13 protein-coding genes are annotated in these 17,618 nt (G+C 69.2%); 10 read left to right on the top strand and 3 right to left on the bottom strand.

Annotation, left to right across the window (positions count from 1 at the left end; translation table 11 throughout):
* Positions 1–40 precede the first annotated feature (40 nt).
* Genes AC1MEY_RS21250 through AC1MEY_RS21295 form a run of 10 tightly spaced genes read left to right on the top strand, consistent with a single transcriptional unit; the run spans position 41 to position 10,848 of the window.
* Positions 41–922 carry a class II fructose-bisphosphate aldolase gene (locus AC1MEY_RS21250; protein WP_480227367.1) on the top strand — a complete coding sequence of 294 codons (882 nt, stop codon included), beginning with the start codon at positions 41–43 and terminating at the stop codon, positions 920–922.
* Positions 919–2,247: a D-tagatose-bisphosphate aldolase, class II, non-catalytic subunit gene (locus AC1MEY_RS21255; RefSeq protein ID WP_480227368.1), complete on the top strand. Its 1,329-nt coding sequence runs from the start codon at positions 919–921 to the stop codon at positions 2,245–2,247. The genes AC1MEY_RS21250 and AC1MEY_RS21255 overlap by 4 nt, the downstream gene beginning before the upstream one ends.
* Positions 2,244–3,383: an SIS domain-containing protein gene (locus AC1MEY_RS21260; RefSeq protein ID WP_480227369.1), complete on the top strand. Its 1,140-nt coding sequence runs from the start codon at positions 2,244–2,246 to the stop codon at positions 3,381–3,383. The genes AC1MEY_RS21255 and AC1MEY_RS21260 overlap by 4 nt, the downstream gene beginning before the upstream one ends.
* A gap of 6 nt (positions 3,384–3,389) precedes the next feature.
* Positions 3,390–4,388, top strand: coding sequence for an N-acetylglucosamine kinase (locus tag AC1MEY_RS21265; protein ID WP_480227370.1), 999 nt, complete (start codon positions 3,390–3,392; stop codon positions 4,386–4,388).
* Positions 4,381–5,316, top strand: a complete 936-nt coding sequence (locus AC1MEY_RS21270) for a DMT family transporter (RefSeq protein WP_480227371.1) — start codon at positions 4,381–4,383, stop codon at positions 5,314–5,316. Before AC1MEY_RS21265 ends, AC1MEY_RS21270 begins: the two co-directional genes overlap by 8 nt.
* A complete protein-coding gene (gene melA / locus AC1MEY_RS21275) occupies positions 5,313–6,623 on the top strand; it encodes an alpha-galactosidase (protein WP_480227372.1) in 1,311 nt (436 codons plus the stop codon). The genes AC1MEY_RS21270 and melA overlap by 4 nt, the downstream gene beginning before the upstream one ends.
* 40 nt (positions 6,624–6,663) lie before the next feature.
* Positions 6,664–7,947: an ABC transporter substrate-binding protein gene (locus tag AC1MEY_RS21280; protein WP_480227373.1), complete on the top strand. Its 1,284-nt coding sequence runs from the start codon at positions 6,664–6,666 to the stop codon at positions 7,945–7,947.
* Positions 7,948–7,951: 4 nt separating this feature from the next.
* Positions 7,952–8,845, top strand: a complete 894-nt coding sequence (locus AC1MEY_RS21285; protein ID WP_480227374.1) for a carbohydrate ABC transporter permease — start codon at positions 7,952–7,954, stop codon at positions 8,843–8,845.
* A complete protein-coding gene (locus AC1MEY_RS21290; protein WP_480227375.1) occupies positions 8,842–9,759 on the top strand; it encodes a carbohydrate ABC transporter permease in 918 nt (305 codons plus the stop codon). Before AC1MEY_RS21285 ends, AC1MEY_RS21290 begins: the two co-directional genes overlap by 4 nt.
* Positions 9,760–9,771: 12 nt before the next feature.
* The gene (locus tag AC1MEY_RS21295) at positions 9,772–10,848 is read left to right on the top strand and encodes an ABC transporter ATP-binding protein (RefSeq protein ID WP_480227376.1); all 1,077 of its coding nucleotides are present in this window, start codon (positions 9,772–9,774) and stop codon (positions 10,846–10,848) included.
* Between the two features lie 54 nt (positions 10,849–10,902).
* Here the strand turns inward: AC1MEY_RS21295 and AC1MEY_RS21300 are convergent, their stop codons facing one another.
* The 3 genes from AC1MEY_RS21300 to gltB all read right to left on the bottom strand — a co-directional run bounded on the left by AC1MEY_RS21300 (position 10,903) and on the right by gltB (position 17,370).
* Positions 10,903–11,043, bottom strand: a complete 141-nt coding sequence (locus AC1MEY_RS21300; RefSeq protein WP_480231742.1) for a hypothetical protein — start codon at positions 11,041–11,043, stop codon at positions 10,903–10,905.
* A 278-nt stretch (positions 11,044–11,321) separates the two neighbouring features.
* Positions 11,322–12,788, bottom strand: coding sequence for a glutamate synthase subunit beta (locus AC1MEY_RS21305; RefSeq protein WP_480227377.1), 1,467 nt, complete (start codon positions 12,786–12,788; stop codon positions 11,322–11,324).
* Positions 12,781–17,370 (bottom strand): glutamate synthase large subunit, encoded by a 4,590-nt coding sequence (gene gltB, locus AC1MEY_RS21310; protein ID WP_480227378.1) that lies wholly within the window; start codon positions 17,368–17,370, stop codon positions 12,781–12,783. Before gltB ends, AC1MEY_RS21305 begins: the two co-directional genes overlap by 8 nt.
* Positions 17,371–17,618: the final 248 nt, after the last annotated feature.

The raw sequence follows: 17,618 nt of genomic DNA on the forward strand, positions 1-17,618 counted from the left end.
GAATGTTCCACACGTCACGCGTCACAGCGCGGACCGTCCGGTGACGGCGACCACGACGGGCGACCTCGTCTCGTCGGCGACCGTGGCGGGCACGGCGGTCCTCGCGTTCAACGTGATCACCATCGAGCACGCCGAGGGCATCGTCGAGGGCGTCGAACGCGCCGGATCGTCCGCGGTTCTGCAGATCAGCGAGAACACCGCGCTGTTCCACGGCGGCAGGGTGGCGCCGCTCCTCGCCGCCTGCGCGCAGATCGCCGCGCAGTCGACGGCTCCGCTGGCGATCCACCTCGACCACTTCCAGGACGTCGACCTCCTCGACGAGGCCATCGCGACGGCCGCCGGACTGGGCGCCACGTCGATCATGGTCGACGCCGCGCACCTGTCGTACGACGACAACGTCGCCCGCACCGCGTCGCTGACCCGCGCCGCGCACGCCGCCGGCCTGTGGGTGGAGGCCGAACTCGGCGAGATCGGCGGCAAGGACGGCACGACCCTCGACGCCCACGCGCCCGGCGCCCGCACCGACCCGGACGAGGCGGCGGCCTTCGTGGCGGCCACCGGCGTGGACGCGCTGGCCGTCGCGGTCGGCAGCTCGCACGCGATGACCACCCGCGACGCACGCCTCGACATCGACCTGATCGCCGCCCTCGCGACCCGGGTGACGGTGCCGCTGGTGCTGCACGGCTCCTCCGGCGTCCCCGACGACCAGATCCGCCTGGCCGTCGACGCGGGGGTCCGCAAGCTCAACGTCGGCACCGCGCTCAACGTCGCCTTCACCGCGGCGGTGCGGGATGCGTTGCAAGTCAACACCTCCGCGACCGACCCGCGCCGGTACCTCGCCGCGGGACGCGCGTCGATCGGCGATGCCGTCTCCCGCCTGTGCGGCCTCGTCGCCCCGGCCCCGACGGGAGACGCCCGATGACCGCCACCACCCGCACCGACAATCCGCTGGCCGAGTTGATCGCCCGCCACAAGGCCGGCGCCGCCGTCGGCATCTACTCGGTGTGCTCGGCACATCCCACGGTGGTCCGCGCCGCCATCGTCCAGGCGGCGGCGGACGGCAGCCACGTGCTGATCGAGGCCACGTCCAACCAGGTCGACCAGTTCGGCGGATACACCGGCATGCGGCCCACCGACTTCCGTGATCTCGTGCTCGGCATCGCCGACGGGGAGGGCTTCCCGCGCGACCGGGTGATCCTCGGCGGCGACCACCTCGGACCCAACAGGTGGCAGAACCAGCCCGCCGACGCGGCGATGGCCAACGCCGACGTCCTGATCGAGGCGTACGTGGCGGCCGGCTACACCAAGATCCACCTGGACTGCAGCATGTCGTGCGCCGACGACCCGGCCACGCTGTCCGACGAGGTGGTCGCCGGGCGCAGTGCGCGACTGCTGCGCGTCGCCGAGGACGCCGCCGCGCGTTCGGGCGTCGAGCGGCCCGCCTACGTCATCGGCACCGAGGTGCCGGTACCGGGCGGGGCCCACGAGACGCTCGACGCGCTCACCCCGACGCCCGCCGACCGGGCCAGGGCGACGATCGCCGCACACCGGACTGCGTTCGCCGCAGCGGGACTCGACGACGTGTGGCCGCGGGTGATCGCCCTCGTCGTGCAGCCCGGCGTGGAGTTCGACCACCTCAACGTCTTCGACTACGAGCGCAGCGCCACCGCCGAACTGCGCGACGTCCTCGATGACGAGGACCACCTGGTGTTCGAGGCGCACTCCACGGACTATCAACGCGCCGATCAGCTGCGCGAACTCGTCGAGGACCACTGGGCGATCCTCAAGGTCGGCCCCGGCTGCACGTTCGCGATGCGCGAGGCGCTGTTCTCGCTCGCCCGCATCGAGACCGAACTGGTGCCGCGACCGTCCCGGTCGAACCTGATCGAGGTGATCGAGCGAAGGATGCTCGCCGAACCCGGCTACTGGCAGGACTACTACCACGGCGATCCGCTCGCGCAGCGCACCGCGCGGCGCTACAGCTACAGCGACCGCCTGCGGTACTACTGGCCCGACCCCGAGATCGACGCCGCTCGAAAGACGTTGCTGCGCAATCTCGGACGGGTCGGCATCCCCCTCCCCCTGATCAGCCAGTTCCTGCCCGACCAGTACGAGCGGATCCGTTCGGGCCGGCTCGACGCCGACCCGGAGTCGCTCGTCGTCGACCGGGTCCGGGACTCCCTGCGCCCCTACGCCCGCGCCTGCCACACCAGTACCGACGACCTCACCGATGGAGCCACGACGTGACGACCCCACCCCAGTCCGCCGACACCGACGTCCCCGCGCAGGAGGACGGCGGCGCGACGATCCTCGAGATCGGCCAGCAGCCCGACGCCTGGCGCGAGGTGGCGGGCGGTGTGGACGAGCGCGCCGAGACCTTCCTGCGCGACGTCACCGCACGCTCCGACCTGCGGGTGATCCTGACCGGCGCAGGGAGTTCCGCGTTCGCGGGCGAGATCGTCGCGCCCGCACTGCGGCGCCACCTGGGTCGCCGGGTCGAGGCGATCGCCACCACGAGCATCGTGGCGAGCCCGCGCGACCACCTCGAGCCGCACACCCCGACGCTGCTGGTCTCCTTCGGGCGCTCCGGGAACAGCCCGGAGAGTCTGGCCACGACCGAACTCGCCGACGAGATCGTGGACGACGTCTGGCATCTCGTGCTCACGTGTGACGGTGACGGCCGGCTGGCACGGGCGCACGCCGACCGGCCGAACTCGCTGGTGGTGCTGATGCCCGAGCGCACCAACGACACCGGATTCGCGATGACGTCGAGCCTCACGTCGATGATGCTGTCGTGCCTGCTGCTGCTGGGCCCCGCGACGCGCGACGGCGCGGACGCCCTCGCCGGGGCCGCACAGCACGTCATCGAACTGCAGCCCGAGATCCGTGCGCTCGCCCGGGCCAAGAAGCAGCGGTTCGTGTACCTGGGTGCCGGTGCGTTCGAAGGCCTCGCCCGCGAATCCGCTTTGAAGCTGCTGGAGTTGACGGCCGGCGAGGTCGTCACCTACTTCGACTCGCCGCTGGGCTTCCGGCACGGCCCCAAGTCCGTGCTCGACGCCGACACCCTCGTCCTCGTCTACGTCTCGACCGACGAGTACACCCGCCGCTACGACCTGGACATCGTCGCCGAGATCCGCGCCCAGCTCGGCCCGGACAGCGTCACCGTGGTCAGCGCCGAGCCGCTCGACGACGCCATCGTGCTGCCGGGACTGGCCGGCCTCGACGACTCCGCGGTGGCCCTGCCCTACCTGGTGTTCGCGCAGTACCTCGCGTTGTTCACGTCGCTGGAATACGGCAAGACCCCGGACAACCCGTTCCCGTCCGGCGAGGTGAGCCGCGTGGTCAAGGGTGTCACGATCTACCCGATGTCCCAGGGGCGGTGATCGACCGTGGCCCGGTATCTCGGCGTTGACGGCGGCGGCTCGAAGACCGCGTTCGCGCTCGTCGACTCCGACGGCGCCGTCCTGGCCCGCGCCACCGGCGCGAGTTCGTACTACTTCAACACCAGCTTCGAGATCGTGGAAGGCGTTCTCCGACAGGGCGTCACCGAGGTCTGCACGGCGGCGGGCATCGCCGCGACCGAGATCGACCGCGCCTTCTTCGGATTGCCCGGCTACGGCGAGGCGAGCGGGGACGTGGCCGAACTCGACGCGATGCCGGGACGCGTTCTCGGCCACGACCGGTACGGCTGCGACAACGACATGGTGTGCGGCTGGGCGGGATCGCTGGCCGGCGAGGACGGCATCAACGTCATCAGCGGCACCGGATCCATGACCTATGGCGAGCGGCTCGGCGTCGGACACCGGGTCGGCGGCTGGGGTGAACTGTTCGGCGACGAGGGTTCGGCCTACTGGATCGCCGCCCGCGGTCTCAACGCGTTCAGCCGGATGAGCGACGGGCGGCTCCCGCGGGGTCCGCTGCACGGCCTGCTCGCCGAACGGTTGGGCATCTCCCATGATCTCGACGCCGTCGGCCTCGTCATCGAGGCGTGGAGCGGCAACCGCGGCAAGATCGCCGCGCTCGCGACCACGGTGTGCGCCGCTGCACGACAGGGCGATGCGGAGTCCCGGACCATCCTCGCCGAGGCGGTCGGTGAACTGGCGACCCTGATCGAGACCACCCGCATCCTCGTCGGCTTCGGCGATCAGGACGTCGTGCCGGTGTCCTACTCCGGCGGGATGTTCACCGACGACGGCTATCTCGACGCGTTCCGCGCCGCACTGGCGGACCTGCCCGCCAAGTACGACCTCCGGCTCCCCGTGCTCGACCCCGCGCTCGGCGCCGCCGTCTACGCCGCCAAGCAGGCCGGCCACCCCCTGACTGCCGATGCACTCCAACGTCTTTCCACTACCCACACACCCACCGACGAGGCGAACACCGATGACTGACACGTCTGCACCCCCGCGCACCCGCAGCTGGATCTTCTACGCCGCACTGCTCATCCTGTTCTGGGGCGTGTGGGGCGCCTTCTCCGCGCTGCCCGCCACCCGGTACGGCTACCCCGACGAGATGATCTACTGCATCTGGGCGCTGACCATGATCATCCCGGCGGCCGTCGCGCTCCGCGGCGCGACGTTCGACCGGCGGCGCGCCGCGACCGTCTACGGCCTGCTCATCGGTCTGACCGGCGCCGGCGGCCAGCTGCTGCTGTTCCAGGCGCTCACCATGGGGCCGGCCTACCTGATCTTCCCGATCGTCTCCATCTCCCCCGCCATCACCGTGATCATGGCGATGGTGCTGCTGCGGGAGCGCGTCACGCCGCTCGCCGCGGTCGGCCTGGTGGCCGCGCTCGCCGCGATCGTGCTGTTCAGCGTGACCAGTGCCGCCGACGACGTCTCGACCGGTCCGTGGCTGCCGCTGGCGATCGGCATCTGCATCGCCTGGGGCGTGCAGGCCTACTTCATGCGCAAGACCGCGACCATCGGTGTCAACGAGGCCACCACCTTCGGCTGGATGGCGATCAGTGCGCTCATCCTGATCCCCGTCGCGGTGCTGTCGATGGGCGGCATCCCCACCGGGTTCCCCTGGCAGGCACCGGTGTTGACGGCCGGCACGCAGATCCTCAACGCCGTGGGCGCACTGTTCCTGGTGATGGCGTTCAGCCGGGGCAAGGCCAGCATCGTCGCGCCGACCACCAACGCGCTGGCGCCCGCCCTCACCATCGTGGTGTCGCTCATCGCCTACCAGACCCTGCCCACCCCGTACGGCGCCGTGGGCATCGTGCTGGCGCTGGTCGGGTCCACGCTGATGGTCTACAGCGACGAGAAGCGCGGCGAGGCACCCACTCCCGCCGTCCTCGAGCGCAGCGAGTCATGACCAGCATCGTCATCATCGGCGCGGGCAGCGTCGAGTTCACCCGCGAACTGCTGGGCGACGTCCTGTCCTTCCCCGAGCTGCGCTCGGTCCGGATCGTGCTGCACGACATCGACGCCGAACGGCTCGAGACCGCGGAGGCGATCGCACGTGCCACCGCCCAGGCCGCGGGCGCCGACTCCGAGATCGTCGTGGCGGCCGACCGCAGGCGGGCCCTCGAGGGCGCCGACTACGTGATCAACGTGATCCAGGTCGGCATGCACGCGGCCACCGTCCGCGACTTCGACGTCCCCGAGACGTTCGGGGTGCACCAGACGATCGGCGACACCATCGGCATCGGCGGCATCTTCCGCGGGTTGCGCACCTTTCCGGTGCTGGCCGGCATCGCCCGCGACATGCTCGAGATCTGTCCCGACGCATGGCTGTTGAACTACACGAACCCCATGGCGATGAACGTGACCTACCTGCATCGGGTCGCGCCGACGCTGAAGGTCCTCGGCCTGTGCCACTCGGTGTACTGGACCATGGTCGGCCTGTGCGAACTGATCGACGTGCCGTTCGACGAGGTCTCGTACTGGTCGGCGGGGGTCAACCACCAGGCCTGGGTGCTGCGCTGGGAACGCGACGGTCGGAGTCTCTACCCGCTGCTCGACGAGCGCATCGCCGCCGACCCGGAACTGCGGCGCCGCGTCCGCGTCGACATGTACCGGCGGCTCGGCTACTACCCCACCGAGACCAGCGAGCACTCCAGCGAGTACGTGCCGTGGTACCTGCGCCATCCCGGCGAGGTGGACCGGCTGCGGCTCGACGTGGGCGCCTACGTCGGCATCAGCGAGGCGAACCTCGCCGAATACGCCCGCGTGCGTGCACAACTGGCCGGGACCGACGGACTCGAGATCGACACCAGCTCGACCGAGTACGCCCCGCAGGTCATCCATTCCCTCGAGACCGGGACCACGCGGGTGATCTCCGCCAACGTGGCCAACGACGGCCTGATCACCAACCTGCCCGCCAGCCTCGCCGTCGAGGTGCCCACCGTGCTCGACGCGCTCGGCGCCCACCCGATCCGGGTGGGTGACCTGCCACCGCAGTGCGCGGCGCTCAACCGCAACTTCCTCGGTCCCGTCGAACTCGCGGTGCGCGCGGCCGTCGACGGCGACCCGCGGCTGGTGCGGGCCGCGGCGATGGTCGATCCGAACACGGCGGCCAGCCTCACCGTCGACCAGATCTGGCAGCTGTGCGACGACCTCACCGCCGCGCACGGCGACCTCCTGCCCGAGGCGCTCCGCACCTCGCTCGCCCCGTCCTGATCCCCGTCCGCAGCGCCGCCCACCCAAGGAGAGTTCACACGTGATCCGTCAACGACTCTGCATCGCATTGGCCGCCGTCCTCGCCCTCGTGCTGGCCGCGTGCGGTGGCGGCGGCGACTCGTCGTCGTCCGGCCCCACCGAGATCGCGGTGTGGCACGGCTACCAGGACACCGAGGGCGACGTCTTCAAGGGCCTCGTCGACCAGTACAACCGGGAGCACCCGGACGTGAAGGTGTCCGAGCTGTACTCCAAGAACGACCTGGTGCTGCAGAAGGTGCTGACGGCCGTCCGCGGCGGCAGCGCACCCGACGTGGCCTACATGTTCGGCTCGTGGTCGCCGAACATCGCCAAGATCCCCGCCGTCGTCGACATGGCCGACGAGGTGTCCCAGCCCGACTGGAAGTGGGACGACTTCTATCAGGCCGAACGCGACGCCGCGACGGTCGACGGCAAGGTGGTCGGGGTGCCTGCCCTGGTGGACAACCTCGCGATCGTCTACAACGAGAAGCTCTTCGCCGACGCGGGAGTGGCTCCGCCGTCGCCGAATTGGACGTGGGACGACTTCCGCGCCGCCGCCGCGAAGCTGACCGACCCGACCAAGGGCCAGTACGGCTGGCTGATCCCCGCCGACGCCAGCGAGGACACCGTGTGGCACTACCTGCCCATGCTGTGGGAGGCCGGCGGCGACATCCTGAACTCCGACGACACGAAGGCCGCGTTCAACTCCGAGGCCGGGGTCAAGGCGCTCACCACGCTGCAGCAGATGGCCGTCACCGACAAGTCGCTGTACCTCGACACCACCAACGAGAACGGTCCCAAGCTCATGAACAGCGGCAAGGTGGCGATGCTGATCACCGGCCCGTGGGATCTCAGCTCGCTCACCGACGTGCCCTACGGCGTCCAGGTCATGCCCACCTACGCCGGCTCCGACGGCGGCCACCAGACGATCTCGGGTCCGGACAACTGGGTGGTGTTCGACAACGGGGACGCCAAGAAGAAGGCGTCGGTCGACTTCGTGAAGTGGTTGACCGCACCCGAGCAGGTGAAGGCGTTCTCGCTCGGCACCGGCGATCTGCCGACCCGCACCTCGATCGGTCAGGACCCGGCGGTGCTGGCGCAGCTGAACGAGACCCTGCCCGGCACGTCGACGTTCGTCGAGAACCTGTCGAACGTCAAGAAGGTCAGGCCGACTGTCGAGCAATATCCGGACGTCTCCGAGGCGCTGGGGCAGGCGATCATGTCGGTGCTGCTGGGCAAGGCGCAGCCGTCCGACGCGTTGAACACCGCGGCGCAGGCGACGGACGACGCCCTGGCCGGACGGTAGCCGGGTGCCCTCACTGCTCCGCCGCGTCGGCCGCTCGGAGACCGCCAACGGGTGGGCGCTGATCAGTCCGGCCATGCTGCTGATCGGCGTCTTCGGTCTCCTGCCGGTGCTGATGTCGTTTCAGCTGTCGTTCCAGCAGTCCGACCTGCTGACCCCGCGCACCCCCTGGGTCGGACTCGACAACTACCGCAAACTCGCCGAGGACCCGGCCTTCGTCGAGTCGATCGGCCACACCATCGTCTACACCGCCCTGTTCGTGCCGGGCACGATGATCGTCGGCCTGCTGGTGGCCGCCGCGATGAACCGGTCGGTGCGGTTCATCTCGGTGTACCGCACCGCCGCCTACATCACGATGGCCGTCTCGACGATCTCGCAGGGCATCATCTTCCTGTGGCTCACCGACCGTGACTACGGGCTGGTCAACGCGGCGCTCAACGCGGTCGGGATACCGTCGCAGGGCTTCCTCGCGTCCCCGTCGCAGGCGCTGTTCGTCATCGTGGCGATGACGATCTGGGGCTGGACCGGCTTCTCGGTGATCGTGTATCTCGCTGCGCTGCAGGGCGTTCCCGCGGAGTTGCACGAGGCCGCCGCGATCGACGGGGCGAGCGCGTTCACCCGCTTCCGCACCATCACCGTGCCGCTGCTCGGCCCGGCGAACCTGTTCCTGCTGGTCTGGCTGACCATCAATGCGCTGCAACTGTTCGACGAGGTGTACGCCACCACCCGCGGCGGGCCACTGCGGGCGACGACGGTGATCGTCTACTACCTGTGGGATCGCGCCTTCGTGCACTTCGACGCCGGCTATGCCGCCGCCATGGCCTACGCGCTGTTCGTGGTCATCCTGATCATCACGGCGGTGCAGTTCCGCGTCGCCCGACGATTCGTGCACTACTCGTGACGACGCAGCGGCTGACCGCCGACGTACCCGCGACCGACCCGGGGCCGCCCCCACCCTCGCCTCGGCGGCGGCGGACGTGGCGGCTGCCGTTCAGCCCGTGGCACCTGGTGCTGATCCCGACCTCGTTCCTGCTGATCGTCCCGCTGCTGTGGATGCTGATCACGTCGCTGTCGACCGAGGCCGAGACCAACCGCTTTCCGCCCGTGCTCATTCCGGAGTCGCCGCGGTTCGAGAACTACGCGGAGGCATGGGCGGCCGCGCCGTTCGGCCACTTCTTCCTCAACAGCGCGCTCGTCACGCTGGTGGTGCTGGCGAGCAACCTCGTCGTGTGCAGCCTGGCCGGCTACGCCTTCGCCCGCATCCGCTTCCTGGGGCGCGGCGCGCTGTTCGTGACGTTGATGGCGACGTTGATGGTGCCGTTCCAGGTGACGATGATCCCGGTGTTCCTGATCGTGAAGTGGTTCGGCGACAACGTGTGGGCGGGGCTCGGCATCGACCACGTCGGCGCGTTGATGCTGCCGAACCTGGCGACCGCGTTCGGGATCTTCTTCCTGCGCCAGTTCTTCTTGACGGTGCCCGTCGAACTCGAGGAGGCCGCGCGCGTCGACGGCACCTCGCGCCTCGGCGTGCTGTTCAAGATGGTGTTGCCGCTGTCGCTGCCCGCGTTGTCGACGCTGGCCGCGCTGACGGTGCTCACCTCGTGGAACGACTTCCTGTGGCCGCTGATCGTGATCACGTCGCAGGACCAGATGACGATCCCGTTGGGGCTGAGCTATTTCCAGGGCGCCCACCACGTGAAGTGGCCGCTGCTGATGGCGGCCAACGTGATGAGCCTGCTGCCGATGCTGCTGGTGTTCATCGGGGCGCAGCGGTACTTCGTGCAGTCGGTCGCCAGTACCGGCATCAAGGGTTGAGAGGGTAGGACGTTGGCAGAAGTCGAGTTTCGAGGCGTCACCCGTCACTACCCGGGGGGCACCGTGGCCCTGAAGGGCCTGGACCTCACCGTGGCCGACGGCGAGTTCCTGATCCTGGTCGGCCCATCGGGGTGCGGCAAGAGCACGGCGCTGCGTCTGCTCGCCGGGCTGGACAAGCCGACCACCGGCGAGATCCGCATCGGCGGCGAGACGGTCAACGACCTGACGCCCGGCGCCCGCGACATCGCGATGGTGTTCCAGAACTACGCGCTGTACCCGCACATGACGGTGCACCGGAACCTGGCGTACGGCCTGCGGCAGCGCAAGACCCCGCGGGCGGAGATCGAGCAGCGGGTCCGCGACACCGCCGCGCTGCTGGAGATCACCGAACTGCTCGACCGCAAGCCCGGTCAACTCTCCGGCGGTCAGCGCCAGCGCGTGGCGATGGGCCGGGCGCTGGTGCGCAAGCCGCAGGCGTTCCTGCTCGACGAACCGCTGTCGAACCTCGACGCCAAGCTGCGCAACCAGGTCCGCGGCGACCTCAAGCGCCTGCACCGGGAGCTGCCGGTCACGTCCATCTACGTCACCCACGACCAGGTCGAGGCGATGACCCTCGGCGACCGGCTGTGCGTGATGTCGAACGGCGAGGTGCAGCAGATCGGCACGACCGACGACATCTACAACCGGCCGGCGAACACCTTCGTCGCGGCGTTCATGGGCAGTCCGCCGATGAACCTGATGACCGGGGTGGTCCGCGACGGCGATCTGCACGTCGGCGGTGCGCGGGTCACGACGGTGACCGAGCCCGACGGACCGGTGACGGTCGGCATCCGCCCCGAGCACCTGCGGCTGAGCGCCGGCGAGGTCGAGGGCGGCGTGCCCGCCAGGGTCGACGTCGTCGAACCGCTGGGCAGCCACGTGCTGGTGACCGTGTTGGTCGGTGAGACGAAGGTGGTCGCGCAGGCTCCGGCGGGTACCGATTTCGACCCGGGCACCAGGGTCGGCGTCATGCTCACCCCGGAGCGCACCTACTTCTTCGACGCCGAGACCGGCGCCGCACGACCGGGCGCGTTACTGACGCGCAGGTAGATATACGAGCTAAGCAAACAACTGACGGCCACTGGCTCGACCGTCGGAAGTCGCTCAGTAGCCGTACCTGAGGAGTTCGGCGTTGGTGATGAGACGTTCCTGCTTGGCCGGGAACTCGCGGCTCTTCACCGGGTGCCGGAAGTATGACCAGGCAATACGCGACATCAACGAGCGGCTGAGTGGATGGTTCGACACGGTGTTCACTCCTGGGTCGTTCTGGCTGCACCGTGGGGTCACACTAGCCGTACGACCCCCGCACGATCATTAGACACCTGTGACGTGGCTAACACCAAACGACGCGCCGTGCAAAAGTCGGATGTTTTTGGAGTGAATTATGTGACGGATGTGACTCGGCAGCGGTGCCGCCGCGCGCCAGTTCTGCACCACGGTCGCTCCGCTCGCCAACCGACGACGCGCGTGCAGATCTCGCCCGGGATGCCGCGAGATCTGCACCAGCGTCGGTCGCTAACCGCCTACCGCTGGGGTGCGGCGGTCGGGCGGATCGGCGCGGGCAGCGCGGACTCGCCCATCAGGTACTTGTCGGCACCTGCGGCGGCGGCACGGCCCTCGGCGATCGCCCACACGATGAGCGACTGTCCGCGTCCCATGTCGCCGGCGACGAACACACCGGGCACCGAGGTCTGGAAGTCGTCGTCGCGCTTGACGTTCCCGCGGTCGGTCAGCTCGACGCTCAGGTTCTCCAGCAGGCCGGTCTTCTCCGGCCCGACGAAGCCCATGGCGAGCAGCACCAGGTCGGCCTCGAGTTCGAAGTCCGAGTCCTCGACCTTGACGAACTTGCCGTCGCGCATCTCGACCTCGTGCACCTTGAGTGCGGTGACCTGGCCGTCCTTGCCGACGAATTCCTCGGTGTTGACCGAGAAGACGCGTTCGCCGCCTTCCTCGTGCGCCGAGGACACCCGGTACATGAGGGGGTAGGTCGGCCACGGCGTCGACTCGGCACGGGTCTCCGGCGGGCGCGGCATGATCTCGAACTGGTGCACGCTGGCCGCACCCTGGCGGTGCGACGTGCCGAGGCAGTCGGCACCGGTGTCGCCGCCGCCGATGATGACGACCTTCTTGTCCTTGGCGGTGATCGGCGGCTGGCCGTCCTCGCCGACGACGGGGTCGCCCATCTGGACGCGGTTGGCCCACGGCAGGAACTCCATGGCCTGGTAGACGCCCGTGAGTTCGCGGCCCGGGATCGGCAGATCGCGCCAGTCGGTCGCACCGCCGGCCAGCACGACCGCGTCGTGGTCGCCGCGCAACTGCTCGACGGTCACGTCGACGCCGACGTTGACGCCGGTGCGGAACTTGGTGCCCTCGGCCGCCATCTGCTCGAGGCGGCGGTCGATGTGGCGCTTCTCCATCTTGAACTCGGGGATGCCGTAGCGCAGCAGACCACCGATGCGGTCGGCGCGCTCGAACACCGTCACGTCGTGGCCGGCACGGGTGAGCTGCTGGGCGGCCGCCAGACCGGCGGGACCGGAGCCGACGACGGCGACCTTCTTGCCGGTGACGCGGTCGGGGGGCAGCGGGACGACCCAGCCCTCCTTGAACGCGTTGTCGATGATCTCGACCTCGACCTGCTTGATGGTCACCGGATCCTGGTTGATGCCCAGGACGCACGACGCCTCACACGGCGCCGGGCACAACCTGCCGGTGAACTCCGGGAAGTTGTTGGTGGCGTGCAGGCGCTCGATGGAGTCCCGCCAGCGGTCGCGGAACACCAGGTCGTTCCACTCGGGGATCAGGTTCCCCAGCGGGCAGCCGTTGTGGCAGAACGGGATTCCGCAGTCCATGCAGCGGGCGGCCTGGTTCTGCAGGGTCTCGTGGGAGAACTCCTCGTAGACCTCGTTCCAGTCCCGCAGACGCAGGTCGACGGGCCGCCGCGGCGGGGTCTCGCGGTGGGTGTGCTTGAGGAAGCCGCGGGGATCAGCCACCGGAGGCCGCCATGATCGCCGTGCCGACGTCCTCGCCTGCGGCCTCGGCCGCGGCGATCGCGTCGAGCACACGCCGGTAGTCGCGTGGCATCACCTTCACGATGTTCTTCACTTCCCCATCCCAATCGGACAGAATGCGTTGACCGACAGCGGATTCGGTGGTCTCGACGTGCGCGGCGAGCATGCTGCGCAGCCAGTCGACGTCCTCGTCGTCCAGCGCCTCGAGTCCCACCATGTCGGTGTTCAGATTGTCGTCGAGCGTCCCGTGCGGGTCGTAGACGTACGCGATGCCGCCGGACATGCCCGCGGCGAAGTTGCGCCCCGTCGGTCCGAGGATCGCGACCCTGCCGCCCGTCATGTACTCGCAGCCGTGGTCGCCGACGCCCTCGACCACCGCGTGGGCGCCCGAGTTGCGCACGGCGAAGCGCTCGCCCACCTGGCCGCGCAGGAAGGCCTGACCGCTGGTGGCGCCGAACAGGATCACGTTGCCCGCGATGATGTTGTCCTCGGCGACGTAGTTCGCCGGGGCACCCTCGCTGGGGCGGACGACGATGCGGCCGCCCGACAGACCCTTGCCGACGTAGTCGTTGGCGTCGCCGAACACCCGCAGCGTGATGCCCTTGGGCACGAACGCGCCGAAGCTGTTGCCGGCCGAGCCGTCGAACGTGATGTCGATGGTGCCGTCCGGAAGCCCCTGCCCGCCGTAGGCCTTGGTGACCTCGTGGCCCAGCATGGTGCCGACGGTGCGGTTCACGTTGGCGATCGACGTCCGGAACCGGACCTCTGCCCCCGTGTCCAGCGCCTCACGGCACTGCACGATCAGCTGCTGGTCGAGCGCCTTGTCGAGCCCGTGGTCCTGCCGCGAACTGCAGTACAGGTCCTGGTTCATGAACGCCGACTCGGGCTCGTGCAGCACGGGTGCGAGGTCCAGTTTGTGGGCCTTCCAGTGCTTGGCCGCTTGCGTCGTGTCGAGCGCGCCGACCTGGCCGACCATCTCGTTGACGGTGCGGAAGCCCAACTGCGCCATCAGCTCCCGGACTTCCTCGGCGATGAACATGAAGAAGTTCTCGACGAATTCCGGCTTGCCGTTAAACCGCTCCCGCAGGACCGGGTTCTGGGTGGCGACACCGACGGGGCAGGTGTCGAGGTGGCAGACGCGCATCATGATGCAGCCCGACACCACCAGCGGAGCGGTGGCGAAGCCGAACTCCTCGGCGCCCAGCAGCGCGGCGACGACGACGTCGCGGCCGGTCTTCAGCTGGCCGTCAACCTGCACGACGATGCGGTCGCGAAGCCCGTTGAGCAGCAGCGTCTGCTGCGTCTCGGCCAGGCCAAGCTCCCACGGTGCACCCGCGTGCTTCATCGACGTCAGCGGCGTCGCGCCGGTGCCGCCGTCGTGCCCGGAGATCAGCACCACGTCGGCGTGCGCCTTGGAGACGCCCGCGGCGACGGTGCCGACGCCGTTCTCGCTCACCAGCTTCACGTGCACGCGGGCACCGGGGTTGGCGTTCTTCAGGTCGTGGATCAGCTGCGCCAGATCCTCGATCGAGTAGATGTCGTGGTGCGGCGGCGGGGAGATGAGCCCGACGCCCGGCGTCGAGTGCCGGACCTCGGCCACCCACGGGTACACCTTGTGGCCCGGAAGCTGACCGCCCTCACCGGGTTTCGCACCCTGGGCCATCTTGATCTGGATGTCCGTGCAGTTGGTCAGGTAGTGGCTGGTGACGCCGAAGCGTCCCGACGCGACCTGCTTGATGGCACTGCGCCGCCAGTCGCCGTTCTCGTCGTAGTCGAAGCGGTTGACGTTCTCGCCGCCCTCGCCCGAGTTCGACCGGGCACCGAGACGGTTCATCGCGATGGCGAGCGTCTCGTGCGCCTCCGCCGAGATGGACCCGTAGCTCATGGCGCCGGTGGAGAACCGCTTGACGATCTCCGCGGCCGACTCGACCTCGTCGATCGAGATGGGTTCGCGCTCTCCCTCACGGAACTTCAGCAGTCCGCGCAGCGACGCCATCCGCGTGCTCTGGTCGTCGATCAGCTGGGTGTACTCCTTGAAGATCGAGTACTGCCCGGTGCGGGTGGAGTGCTGCAGCTTGAACACCGTGTCGGGGTTGAACAGGTGGTACTCGCCCTCGCGGCGCCACTGGTACTCGCCGCCGACCTCGAGTTCGCGGTGTGCGCGCTCGTCGGGCCGGTCCAGGTAGGCCAGTGCGTGCCGGGACGCGACGTCGTCGGCGATGTCGTCGAGGTCGATGCCGCCGACCGGGCAGTGCAGTCCGGTGAAGTACTCGTCGAGGATCTGCTGGCTGATGCCGATCGCCTGGAACAGCTGCGCGCCGGTGTAGGACGCCAGCGTGGAGATGCCCATCTTGGACATCACCTTCAGCACGCCCTTGCCGGCGGCCTTGACGTAGTTGGCCTTCGCCTGGTCGCTGCTGATGCCGGTGATGACACCGCGGTCGACCATGTCCTCGATCGACTCGAAGGCCATGTACGGGTTGATCGCAGCGGCGCCGAACCCGACGAGCGCGGCCATGTGGTGCACCTCGCGGGCATCACCGGCCTCGACGACGAGCCCGACCTGGGTGCGGGTGCGCTCGCGCACCATGTGGTGGTGCACGGCGGAGACGCTGAGCAGCGACGGAATGGGCGCCATCTGCTCGTTGGACTCGCGGTCGGACAGCACGATGATCCGGGCGCCCTCGCGGATGGCCGCGGAGACCTTGGCGCGGACGTCGGACAGCGCCTCCTGCAGGCCCTGCCCGCCCCGGGCCACCGGGTACAGGCAGCGGATGACCGCGGCGCGCAGACCGTGCTTGTGGCCGCGGATCTCGTGGTCGGGGTCGACGCAGATGAGCTTCGACAGCTCCGCGTTGCGCAGGATCGGCTGGGTGAGCGCGATCTGGCGACACGACTCGGCGGTCGGGTTCAGCACGTCGCCCTCGGGGCCGACGGTGCCCGAGAGGCTGGTGACGACCTCCTCGCGGATGGCGTCCAGCGGCGGGTTGGTCACCTGGGCGAACAGCTGCTGGAAGTAGTCGTAGAGCATCCGGGGCCGGGCCGACAGCACGGCCACCGGGGTGTCGGTGCCCATCGACCCCAGCGCCTCGGCACCGGTGCGCGCCATCGGCGCGACCAGCATGTTGAGTTCCTCGTAGGTGAACCCGAACGCCTGCTGGCGGAGCACGACGCGGTGGTGCGGCATCCGCACGTAGTCGCCCTGCGGCAGGTCCTCGATGTGGAACAGACCGGCGTCGAGCCAGTCCTGGTAGGGCTGACCGGTGGCCAGCTCTGCCTTGATCTCCTCGTCGGCGACGATGCGGCCCTGCGCGGTGTCGACCAGGAACATGCGGCCGGGCTGCAGGCGCATCTTCTGCACGACCGTGCCGGGGTCGAGGTTCAGGACGCCGGCCTCCGACGCCATCACGACGAGGCCGTCCTCGGTGACCCAGATGCGGGAGGGGCGCAGGCCGTTGCGGTCGAGCACGGCGCCGATGACGGTGCCGTCGGTGAAGCACACCGACGCGGGTCCGTCCCACGGCTCCATGAGCGACGCGTGGTAGGCGTAGAACGCGCGGCGGGCCGGGTCCATCGACTCGTGGCGCTCCCACGCCTCCGGGATCATCATCAGCACGGCGTGCGGGAGGCTGCGGCCGCCGAGGTGCAGCAGTTCGAGCACCTCGTCGAAGCGCGCGGTGTCGGATGCACCGGGGGTGCAGACCGGGACGATCTTGTCGATGTCCGCCTCGGACCCGAAGACGTCGGTCTTGATCAGCGCCTCGCGGGCACGCATCCAGTTCTCGTTGCCGGTGACGGTGTTGATCTCGCCGTTGTGCGCGACGCGGCGGAACGGGTGCGCCAGCGGCCACGACGGGAACGTGTTGGTGGAGAACCGGGAGTGCACGATGCCCAGGGCACTGGTCATCCGCTCGTCCTGCAGGTCGAGGTAGAACGCCTTGAGCTGCGGGGTGGTGAGCATGCCCTTGTAGACGAACGTCTGCCCGGACAGGCTCGGGAAGTAGACGGTCTCGCGTCCCGGGCCGTCCTGGCCCGGGCCCTTGGTGCCGAGTTCGTGCTCGGCGCGCTTGCGGATCACGTAAGCGCGGCGCTCGAGGTCCATGCCCGACGCGCCGGCGATGAACAGCTGGCGGAAGGTCGGCATCGCGTCGCGGGCCAGGGCGCCCAGCGACGAGTCGTCGGTGGGCACGTCGCGCCAGCCGAGCACCTCGAGGCCCTCGGCCTCGGCGATCTTCGCGACCGACTCGCACGCGGCGGCCGCGTCACGCGACGACTGCGGCAGGAAGGCGATGCCGGTGGCGTAGCTACCCATCTCCGGCAGCTCGAAGTCCACGGTCGCGCGGAAGAACTCGTCGGGGACCTGCAGCAGGATGCCTGCGCCGTCGCCGGTGTTCGGTTCGGCGCCCTGGGCCCCGCGGTGTTCCAGGTTCACCAGCGCGGTGATGGCCTTGTCGACGATGTCGCGGCTGCGGCGTCCGTGCATGTCCGCAACCATGGCGACACCACAGGCGTCGTGCTCGTATGCGGGGTTGTACAGCCCGCTGGGCACTGCTCCCACTGGCATCCCACCTGCCTTTTTCTCTACACGCGTATGCGCAGCACGGGGCCGTCAACTTCGCCTGAACGTCGTGTGCCGGCTGGGCGATGGGAGTCCTGCGTGCAGCACTGAACGACGGGCTTTCGTCCCACTCGCCTCGAGTGAGGAAACGATATGACAAACACCGCCTGACATGCCAACTTAGTACGACCTAACCAAAGCGGTCCCGACGCGGTCGAGGCCACGCCCCCGGAACGGCCGCCAGCAGGGCTCTT

The sequence above is a fragment of the Mycobacterium sp. PTI7 genome (assembly GCF_056679845.1).